This is a genomic window from Methylobacterium iners, assembly GCF_022179305.1.
Taxonomy (GTDB): Bacteria; Pseudomonadota; Alphaproteobacteria; order Rhizobiales; family Beijerinckiaceae; genus Methylobacterium; species Methylobacterium iners.
In genome coordinates, this window is sequence record NZ_BPQP01000131.1 from 1 (window position 1) to 11,755 (window position 11,755).

The window sequence follows — 11,755 nt, forward strand, 5'->3', positions numbered from 1 at the left end:
GGTGGCGAGGGCGCGGACCAGTTCTACGCTGTGTCCTATGGCGCGGGGCAGGACACACTCACGGGCGGAGCAGGTCGGGACACCTACCACCTCGACTGGTACGCCTCAAACCCTGCTTTCGTGGCCGACGTGGTGACGGACTTCGCCACCGGCACAGGCGGCGACGTGCTCAACTTAGACAACGTTCTGGTTTATCTCACGGGCTACAACTTCGGCGACGATCCATTCGCAACTGGCCATATGCGTGCGGTTGCAGACGGCGCCGACACGCTAATTCAGGTCGACCCCGACAGTTCAGGCGTCGAAGAGGCGTTCGTCACACTTGTTCGACTGCAAGGTGTGGCCCCCAGCGCGCTAGCGTTCTCCAATGTATATCCAGAAGCCCCAAGTCTCGGGACCGGAGGAGTAAACATCCCCCCTGACGATTTGACGATCACTGGTGGCTCCGTCAGCGAAAATGCAGCGGATGGTACCGTCGTGGGTACCGTGACCGGAAAGGATCCCAACACCGGTGAGACGCTAATCTATGATCTCGTAGATAATGCGGGCGGCAGGTTCACGATCGATGCGGCGTCTGGCGTAATTACCGTCGCAAACGGCTCTCTTCTTGATCGGGAGAGTGCGTTTGCTCACTCGATCAGGGTGCGGGTCACTGACCAGCTAGGTCAACAGTATGAGGAAAGTTTCTCGATCGCCGTAGGCGACGTCAACGAGTTTGCTGTTACTGCTCCGCAAGACATCAATAACGCGGCAAACATAGTTCGGCAAAACGCAATCGGCGGCAGTACTGTCGGCATTCGCGTCTTCGCCTCTGATGCAGACGCGACGACGAGCGCCGTCACATACGACCTTACTAGCGACGCAGAGGGCCGCTTCATCATCGATGAGGCGACCGGTGTCGTGCGCGTAGCGTCGGGGGCAACCTTCGACCACAACGCAGCGCCGAGCCACCAGATCACAATCAGAGCGACCTCCGCTGATGGAAGCAGCAGCACGGCGGAGTTCACCATCAGCGTTGCCGAAGATCTGAAACTGAGCCTCAGCAAAGCACAGGTTGAGGAGAACGCCCTTGCTGGCACCGTCGTCGGCGAGGCGAGAGTCGAAAACTCTGACGAAGGCGTGACGTTCGATTACCAGCTCCTCGATGATGCTGGAGGACGCTTTGCCCTGGATCAGGGTCGGATCCGTGTTTTGGACGGCGCCGTCCTCGATCATGAGGCGGCAACATCTCATTTTATTACCATTCGGGCTGTTGGCAGTGACGGCTCCGTGCTGGAACAGCAGGTCAGCATATCTGTTGCTGACATCGAAGCTGACCTTGTTGTTGACGACGTCAGCGTCAGTGTGCCCGAAGATCAGGTCACGGCTGGTCAGCCGCTACTGGTTTCATGGCAGATCAGAAACCAGGAGAGCAACGCTTACTCTGGCGGATGGGTGGATCGTATCTACCTTGACGATGTCTCCACGCCAGGACTGGACATCTTTGTCGCCAACCATGCGTTCGAGGGTACGCTGACCGCTGGCGAGAGCGTCACCAGAGTGCAAAACCTCGACATTCCACTGACGCTCAGTGGTGAGTACCGCGTCGTCGTTCAGACGGAAGCAGCAAACGTCATCGCCGAAGGCCAGAGCGGCGAGACGAACAACGAGGGCCATTCAGACCCACTGACAATCTCGCCGGCACCAGTACCCAACCTCAAGGCGCAAACCGTGATCGTTCCGACGTCTGGCTTTGCTGGGCGGGACGTGGAAGTGCGCTGGACGGTGACCAACACCGGCGACGCTCCAACGTCAGCGCCCTACTGGAACGACGGCATCTACCTCTCGGCTGATGATGAACTTGACACAAACGACGTCTACCTCACCCAAGTGGCAAACCCTGGCTATCTCGAGCCAGGGCAATCTTACACGAACTCGCAAATTGTCAGGCTGCCGGCAGGGTTAGAAGGTAACTACCGCATCCTCGTCAAAGCGGATTTGAACGATGGGGTCGAAGAGCTCAGCTGGGAGGGTGACAACCTCGATGCAAGCTCCGTCATCGACATCCGGCCTATTCCGCTCTCCGAGCTGCCGAATCTTGCAGTCACAGACGTCGCAGCTCCCGAGCAGGCTCTGTCTGGCCAGCGGATGCCGCTCACGTTCAAAGTGGTGAACGTTGGTCAAGCAGATATCGTCGCTTCGGAGCTGTCCGAACTAGGAGACTTCCAGCCGTGGCCGGGATACGAGGCTGTTAACGGCACGTTCCAGCTCGGGGAGAGTGGCGGTTCTTTTGGTCTTGGCGGTCGCACTTACATACGTGAGATGTCGACGGAGGGCTTCAGACCAGATTGGATTGAACGCGTCTACATGTCTGAGGACGCCGTCTTAGACAATAATGACGCGCTTGTGCATGAGGGTGTGAGAGATCACGTATATTACAAGCTCTACTATGTTATTGAGGAACGGCCGGCATTGCTTGTGGCCGCAGCTTCTAGCAGCGGCTCTTCAAGCGCACGCGCTTCCAGCTTTAGCGGTTCTTCAGGGGGCATAATCGATGGCGCCTTTGGTGGCGGGTTCGGCGGTTCCTTAAGTAGCGGCCTTAGTGCTTCTTCAGGGGGTGGTCTCAGCGCTTCTTCAGGCAGCGTACTCGGCGGCACTTTTGGTGGCGGGTTCGGCGGCGCTCTTGGTGGCGACAGAATTGTCGCGCGCTACTACGAGCGCGTGGGATCATTTCCCAACGCCAATGGCGCAGACTCGATCACCCGAACGATCAACGTCACGCTGCCGGTTGGTGTCAGTGGCGAGCACCACTTCTTCGTCCAGCTAAGCCCAGCGCCGTCAATCGGCGATGCCTTCGAAGCGAATGACTTTGCCGGCGACAGCTCGCCCACGCTGGTGCGCCTGACCCCGCCGCCAGATCTCGAAATGCGTACCCTCAGCCCTGCCGGTGAGGTGAAAGCAGGCCGTGAGCTGAGCCTCACCTACGAGGTGACAAACTCCGGCTCCAGTGCGCCGCCCAACAACTTCTGGACTGATAGCTTCTTTCTCTCGTCAGATGCCATCCTCGACAGCACCGACCTGCTTGTGGGCCAGAAAGTTCACAACGGCACGCTCCAGGCGGGTTCCAGCTACACCGATACGATCACTCTGACGCTACCAACCAACCTTAACGGGCAGGTGCATATCCTTGGCCGTACCGACGCCTTCAACGCGGTATTCGAGTTGAACGACGGCAACAACGTCACGGCCACTGATGCCCTTCCTGTCATCATCAACGCAAGCGATCTGGTGACTTCCTCCGCCGTGGCGCCGAGCACAGGCAAAGCAGGCGAGGCAATTGTCGTTGAGTGGGCCGTCAGCAATCAGGGCAACGGAGATACCATCGGCTCAAGCTGGACTGATCGGGTCTATGCGTCTCGTGACGGTACCCTTGGCAATACCGATGACGTGCTTCTTGGGACCTTCAGCCATGACGGCATCCTGAACCCCGGCGAGGTCTATACCAGGCGCGAACAGATCGCTTTGACACCAGAGCTCAACGGACAATACCAGATCCTGGTCGAAACTGATGCAACCCGTGTGGTCTGGGAGAACGGGGCAGACACCAACAACGTCACGGCTGCCCGCACCTACACCAACGGCACGACCATCAACATCGAAGCGTTCTCGCCACCTGACCTCCAGGTCACCTCGGTGGTGACCCCCATCGCTGCCGGTGATGGGACGCAAATGACGGTGCAATACTCGGTCAGCAACACCGGCGATGGTCGGACCCGAGCGGAATACTGGACAGACCAAATCGTCCTCTCCTCTGACGAAACACTCGGAAACGCTGACGACATCGTTCTAAAGGACATTCACCACTACGAGACGCTGCAGCCAGGAGCAGAATACACGGTCTCCAGTGCTATCGATGTGCCATGGAACCTGCAGGGCGACTGGCACGTGTTTGTGCGCACGGACATCGAAAACCAGGTCTACGAGCCGGGTGGTGAGAACAACAACGCGACAGCTGCGTCAGCTCCAATCCGCATCCAGCAGACGCAGACACCCGACCTTGTCATTCGCAATCTGCAAGCCAGCGACACTGCCATCAGCGGGCAGAACATCAAAGTCAACTGGACCGTAGCTAACACCGGTGAAGGGCTTGCAGCGCCTGGCTGGCGGCAGGTCTTCTACCTGTCGCGCGACTCTCTTCTGGACCGAAACAGCGATGTTTATCTTGGGTTCACTACTCAGGAAGACGGCTTATTAGCTGGCCAGGAATTAAGCTTCAGTTCAGAGTTCACCATCCCTGTCGGCGTCGCTGGCCCGTATTATGTCATCGCCGCAGCTGATAGCAGCAATGCAATCTTTGAGCGTGGGGGCGAAGCCAACAACATCGCAGTCGATAGCTCTGCTGCGCAGATTGCGCTGCCGCAGAAGGTCGATCTGGTCGCCGGATCGATCACGGTCCCGCAGAACGGCACACCGGGCTCTGAGGCCAGCATCACCTACACTGTCACGAACCAAAGCGACCGAGAGGTGGACGGCTCCTGGCGGGACAGCGTGTACCTGTCGCGTGATAAGATCTGGGATCTTAGCGATCAGCTCTTCGGAGCCGCCTCTCAGAACGGCCCATTGTCTGCAGGTGGCAGCTACACCACGACGGTGGCCGGAACGTTTCCCGGTGTACTGAGCGGAGACTATTACGTTCTCATCCGCAGTGATATCCGCAATCAGATCCTCGAAACTAACGAGCAGAACAATCTAGGCGCCTCGCTCGACGGCGTTGAACTTGACGTGGAAAACCTCCCGCTCGGCGGCTCGGACAACGGGGTCATCGATCAACAAAAGTCGGTTCATTACAGGGTAGACGTCGCGGCGGGCGAGACGCTGCGCGTGGGGTTTGACAGCGCATCGCCCGTTGGGCGGACCGAGCTTTTCGTCAGCTATGGCGAGATGCCGAGCCGGGCAGACTTCGACTACCGCTTCAACCTGGCCGACTCGCCGGACCAGCAGATCGTCATCCCGAACACGCGGGCTGGTTCTTACTATGTGACGGCCTACAACCCGTCGCAAAAAATGGATTATTCGATCAGCGCGGAAGTCTTACGCTTCTCCATCACTGAACTTGGCGTGGATAGTGGCAGCAACCGCGGCCAGGTCACAATCCGGATTGATGGAGCTGAACTCACAACCAGCACGGCTGCCGTGCTGGTGGGCGCGGACGGTGTTGAGCACAAGGCCAGCAGGATTGTTTGGCAGGACAGCACCGAGGCTTGGGCGACGTTCGACCTGCGCGGCCTTGATGCTGGAGCCTACGACGTCAAGATCACCGATGGCGCCAAGTCTGCCGTCTTGGACGATGGGTTCACCGTCAACAACCTTCCCCCGGGACAGGTCGTGTTCGAGATGGACACACCACCAGCGCTGAGGTTGGGCCAGACCGGCACTGTACGTGTCTACTACAGGAACGAAGGCCAGACAGATGTCGCAGCACCACTGCTGCAGATCTCTGGCAATGCCCGCCTCAAGCTGCCCGGTGACGAGGAGTTCGGGGGCACTTCCCTACAGCTGCTCGGCATCAACAATGAGGGCCCAGCAGGCATCCTACCTCCGGGAGCGCAGGGCAGTTTCCAACTCTTCTTTACGCCTGACTTCGAGGGCGGTGGTGCCGTGCAGCTTGGCCTCTCAAGCCTTTCGGCAGATCGGGAGATGGACTGGGCTAGCATTTTGGAGAGTGCTCGCCCCGACAACATCGATCCAGCCGCTTGGGAGCAGATCAAGAAAAACCTAATTGCCGAGTTCGGCACGACGGCAGGCGACTACACCGCTATGCTGGCTGAGAACGCCACGCACCTCGATCAACTTGAGAGCCGCACCAACGATCTCGGGCGGCTTCTTGAAGTGGCGTTCAATGAAGCCACCGATGGTGGCGCCCTGCTCCGCTCGACCGAGATCGGCGTGATGGGCCGCGACCGAGCATTTGCGTGGGACATCACTGCGATAAGTGACGCCGACGGCAACGTCACCGTGTCACTTGGTGGTATGCAGCTTCAGTTCGAGGAGCAGGCTGACGGCAGCTACAAGGGCGAGGGTACCGCTAAACTAACGAAGGCGGGTGGCGCCTTTGATCTGCGGCTGCAGAATGGAACTCGCATCGAGTTCAACGTGGATGGGCGCTTTGATGCGATTGAGGACCTAAACGGTGGCCTCCTGCAAGCCACTTATACTGACGCGTTCCTGACCCATGTCTCCGCTAGCAATGGCGACAGCCTTAGCTTCGACTACAATGCGCAAGGCCGGATTGTTCTAGTTACCGACCAAACTGGTCGAGAAATCAGCCTGGATTACGATCCGACTGGCGAGTACCTGACTGGTATCACAACGCCCGAAGGAAGCACACGCTACGAGTACGTCACGGAACCTGGTCCAGCACAGCACGCGCTGGCTCGTGTGACGCTGCCTGACGGGACGGTGAGCCACTACGAGTATAACTCATACGGTCGATTGTCGGCGGTAAACCTGAACAATGGAGCCGAGACGTTCACCTACAGCTACAGCGACGCCAACCGCGTCACGGTGACAGATGCCACGGGTGCTACAACCATACTGCTGCTGAACGAGCGCGGCCAGGTGGCGCAAGTCGAGAACCCACTTGGGGAGGTGGCGCAGCTCAGGTACGATGAAGATGGGAACCTTTCGGAAGTCATAAATCCGGACGGGACGACCTCGAGCGGCGCGTATGACGAGGTGGGACGCTTGGTGAGCACGCTTGACGCGCTCGGCAACAGCGTTCGCCTCAGCTATGAAGGCCAATTTGGTCGAATCGCAAGTGCGCGCGATGAAAATGGTAATCTGGTCAACTATAATTATGATAACCGGGGCAATCTGCAGGTCATCACCCACGCTGATGGCAGTACGGAGCGGTACAGCTATGATGCTGACGGAGACCTAAGTGTAGCGATCAACCGGCGTGGTGACAGCACAACCTACACCTATGACGGCAAGGGATACTTGCTTGAGAAGGCTTATGCTGACGGCACCCGAGCAACATACACTTACGACGCACGCGGCAACCTCGCGACCGCCATAGATGCCGATAGCAGCAAGTCCTTTGCTTACGACACTTCTGACCGCCTGATCCGGGTCTCCGATAGTGACGGGCGCTTCCTGGCCTACACCTACGACACCGTAGGCCGCAGGAGTTCAATGGTCGACGAGACCGGCCACGAGGTACATTATCGTTACGACGAAATGGGCCGGATGGCAGAGCTTACCGATGCAGCAGGTGAGCAAATAGCCGCCTACAGCTACGACGCTGCTGGTCGTCTCGACCGGGGGAACAACGGCAACGGTACATACACAACCTACAGCTATGACGCCGCTGGGCAGCTCACCAGCTTAGTCAATTACAAGGCGGATGATACTGTAAACTCACGCTTTGATTATACCTATGATGCTATGAACAGACGGATGAGTTCTACTACGCTCGAGGGCACCACGTCTTACGAATATGATGCGATTGGCCAACTCACAGGCGTCACCCTGCCGGGAGGCCGTTACATAGAGTACCGCTACGATGCGGCCGGCAATCGAATCGCAGTGACTGACGACGGCGACACCTTGGAGTACTCAGCCAACAACCTCAATCAGTACACCTCGGTTGGCGGCGCAGCCTACACCTATGACAGGGATGGAAACCTCACCAGCAAAGCTGAGGATGGTATCACAACGACCTACAGCTATGACACTGAGAACAGGCTTGTCAGTGTTAGCACGCCAGGTGACACTTGGAACTATGAGTATGACGCACTCGGCCATCGTGTAGCTAGCGTGCACAACGGCACACGAACTGAGTACCAGATAGACCTGTCAGGCTTTGGTAACGTTGTAGGCGAATACAGCGCGAGCGAGGAACTCGTTGCGCGATATGTGCATGGACTTGGATTGGAGTCCTCCCAATCTGCGGCTGGCCAAGCCTTTTTCGACTTCGATGCAATTGGCTCCAGCATTGGTCTTACTGGTGATAATAGCGCTTACCTGAACCGCTATGAATATCTGCCCTTCGGCGAGCTTCTCTCGTCACAGGAAATTGTGACGAACCCCTTTGGCTATGTCGGCCAATGGGGGGTCATGGAAGATGACAGCGGCCTGAACTTCATGCGGGCAAGGCATTACTTGCCTCAAGAGGGCAGGTTTATGCAAGCAGATCCCATCGGATTGAATGGAGAGACGAATCTCTACAGATACTCTTTTAATCAACCGACAAGCTACATCGATGCTAATGGCGAGGTCGCCTTTGTGCCCGTTCTTATAGGTGCGGCTCTCGTTACGGTACTTATAGGTGCCAGCACAGTTGCTACTGTTGGACGCGGGTTGCAGGCAAGGACGGATGCTTATAATCGTTCGTTAGATTTTGAGGTTGGGGAAGACTATAACACTCAGGGCATCAGGCGCTCTGTCGACTATCTAAATACAAATATACAATTCAACGAACTAAGTGTTAAAGCAATCAAGACTATTGACATGGTTAAGAAGGCGCCCAAGCCAAGTTCTGGGGGCAGCACCCCAATTGCAAAAATCGATGAAAAGATTGCCAAAGCCGTTAAAAAAGTTCTTGAGAAAGGCGGAAGTATACAAGACAGTTTCAGTGATATTATCAAAAAAATTACTTCCATTATTGTTCCACGCGACCCGAATGACATCTTAGGGCCACAAGGTTTTGGGCCGGATCGTTGGGTCGATGACGACGCCCTACCTTACACAATTCGCTTCGAGAACGTGTCAGACGCGACCGCGCCTGCGCAGCAGGTCACGGTCACGCAGCAACTGGATAGAAATCTCGATGCCCGGACCTTCCGGCTGGGTGACTTCGGCTGGGGCGACATCACGATCGATGTACCGGACAACGTGGCTTTCTACTCTGAGCGCTTGGACCTGACTGCTACCAAGGGCTACCTGTTGGACGTCGTTGCAGGTGTGGATCTCGAACGCGGTGAGGCATTCTGGTCGCTGACCACCATTGACCCCAACACCGGTGAGATCCCCAACGACCCGCGAGTGGGCTTCCTGCCTCCCAATGTGGAGAAAGGCACGGGCGAAGGCTTCGTCAACTACAGCGTGCAACCCGACGCGGAGGCACAGACGGGCGACGTCATCGACGCGCGTGCCACGATCATCTTCAGGACGCAGGAGCCGATCGACACACCCGCGATCTTCAACACGCTCGACTTGGACGCTCCCACGTCTCAGGTGGAGGGCGAGCCGGCGAACGCGAGCGTCGCAACCACAGAGTTCCTTGTCGAATGGGGTGGTAGCGACGTCGGATCTGCGATCAAGGGCTATACTGTCTATGTGTCTGTCGACGGCGGGGCGTACGTTCCCTGGTTGACTGATACAACCCTGACGGAAGCGACGTACGTCGGTGACCCGGGAAGGACCTACAGGTTCTACACAACGGCCACGGACAATGCCGGCAACGTGGAGCTGGCGCCCAGCGTGGCAGATCGCGTGGTGCAGGTCGCTCCTGACGCTATCGTGGTTGATTTCTTGGCGCCGTTTGTCACCTCCGTGAACTTACCGCCGAATGGGAACTACGGCGCCGGTCAAACGCTCGATGTCGCTGTGCGCTTCTCAGAAGCGGTGTTCGTCTCCGCCGGCGTCACGGCTCCAAGCTTGGCGCTGACCCTTGGTGAGACCGCCAGGCCAGCCAGCTATCATTCCGGGAGTGGCACGGACACGCTCGTGTTCCGGTACCTGATTGGTGCGGGCGAGTTTGACCCAGATGGCGTAGCAGTGGCCAGCGCGCTTGAGCTGAATGGCTCGACTATCACGGATCGTGCCGGCAACGCGCTCACCGGTGCCGCACTTAACGTCGGTGCGACTGCCGGCATCAAAGTCGATAATGCGCCTGTTCTGAAGGCGGCGATTGCCGATCAAGTCGTCGATGCTGGCAAACCGTTCTCGCTTCTGATCCCGGTCAATACGTTCACGGATCCTGATGCCGAGGATACGCTGACCTACACAGTCGGGCTCGCTTCAGATGGTGCGCTCCCGAACTGGCTCGGTTTTGATCCGGCTACGCGCACCTTGTCAGGTACGCCCCCAGAAGGGTTTGCAGGTGGTCTTAGCCTGAGGGTCACCGCCACAGACATTGCGGGTGCAAGTGCGTCCGACGTGTTTGATCTGATCCTACCCTCCCTTCGCCCCCCCGTCGGAGCCCCTGACGCATTCACGACAAATGAGGACACGCCGCTCATCGTTCCCGCAGCCGAGGGTGTGCTCGTCAATGACACAGACGCGAACGGTGAGAGCCTGCGCGCCGTACTCGTCAATGGTCCCCTTGACGGTGAGCTGGTGCTGAACGCTGACGGCGGCTTCATCTACACGCCGAGGGCGAATTTCTTCGGCACCGACAGCTTCACCTACCGTCCCACCGATGGCACGGTCCTTGGTGATGCTGTGACCGTGACACTGAATGTTGACCCAGTTGTCGATAAGCCGACCGGCACGGTCCAGAGCGGTCCTAGCAACGAGACACTGCAGGGCACCGCTGCCCGCGACGTATTCTTGTTCGACACGGCTATGGGTCTGGGGCTGGGCAACGATACCATCCGGAACTTCAGCTCCGGCGACCGCATCGTGACCACAAGCCGACTGTATGATGCCAACGAGGACGGTTCAGTCAGTTCTGGCAGCTCGGACCGTTTCTCCCTCCCTGACGCCATCTACGATGCAATCTCCGACACGGGTTCGCTGAAAGTGTTCTCGAGCACTGGCCGGGTGGTGTCGAACCTGGTGCTCATGGGCTCCGAGGTGCACGATGGCGTGACTTACTACTCGTATGCCGCCTCAGGCGACCCGGTCACCAGCACCGGCGTGAGCTTTGGCGACACCACCCCGCCCGGGCTGACGATCACCTCCAACAGGGCAAGCCTCGGGGTGGGGGAGACCGCCTTCCTAACGCTGAGCTTCTCGGAAGCGCCGGTCGGGTTCAGCCAATCCGATCTCAGCGTCGAGAGCGGCAGCTTGGGCGCGCTCACCGCCACCAGCGATCCGCTGGTCTACACCGTCAGCTACACGCCCGAGACTAACGTGCGGGATAGCGCCATGCTGATCCAGGTGGCCGCCGGCTCCTACTCCGATGCGGCAGGCAGCCCGGGTGGAGCGGCCGTGCTCAGCCTGGCAATCGACACTGCGGCTTCTGGAACTGTGGCCTACACGGGCACGGCGGCCGACAACGTGTTTGTGGCGACCTCGGGGGCGAGCTGGACGATCAACGGCCTGGGCGGCAACGACACGCTCACGGGCGCGGAGCGGGCTGACACGCTCATCGGCGGCGAGGGCGATGATCGGCTGGCAGGCGGCGGTGGGGCTGACACGATCGAGGGCGGCTTGGGCCGGGACACGGTGGTGTTTGCCGGATCTCGGGGCGACTACAGCGTGGTCAAAAGCGGCGCAGGCCTGAGCGTGACGGGCACCCACACAGGGGCCAGTGACGCCACCGACCTGATCACCGGCGCTGAGCGGTTTGCGTTTGCCGGCAGCGCGGGCGCACCGGCGAGGGCGCTTCTCAGCACGGACCTGAGCGAGGTGCTGACAGGCACGTCGGGGCGGGACGTGTTCTACTTTGACACCGCGCTGGGTCTTGGGCTGGGCAACGACACCATCCGGGGCTTTGCCGCCGGTGATCGCCTCGTGACGACAAGCCGGCTGTATGATGCCAACGAGGACGGCCGCATCAGCGCCAACAGCTCGGATCGCTACCTGCTGCCCGACACCGTCTACGACG

Annotated in this window: 1 protein-coding gene; it reads left to right on the forward strand. The window is 58.7% G+C overall.

From position 1 onward, the window contains the following. Positions 1–11,755, forward strand: an 11,755-nt coding sequence (locus MFF55_RS25890; protein WP_238247026.1) for a CARDB domain-containing protein, incomplete at both ends; no start/stop codon positions are given.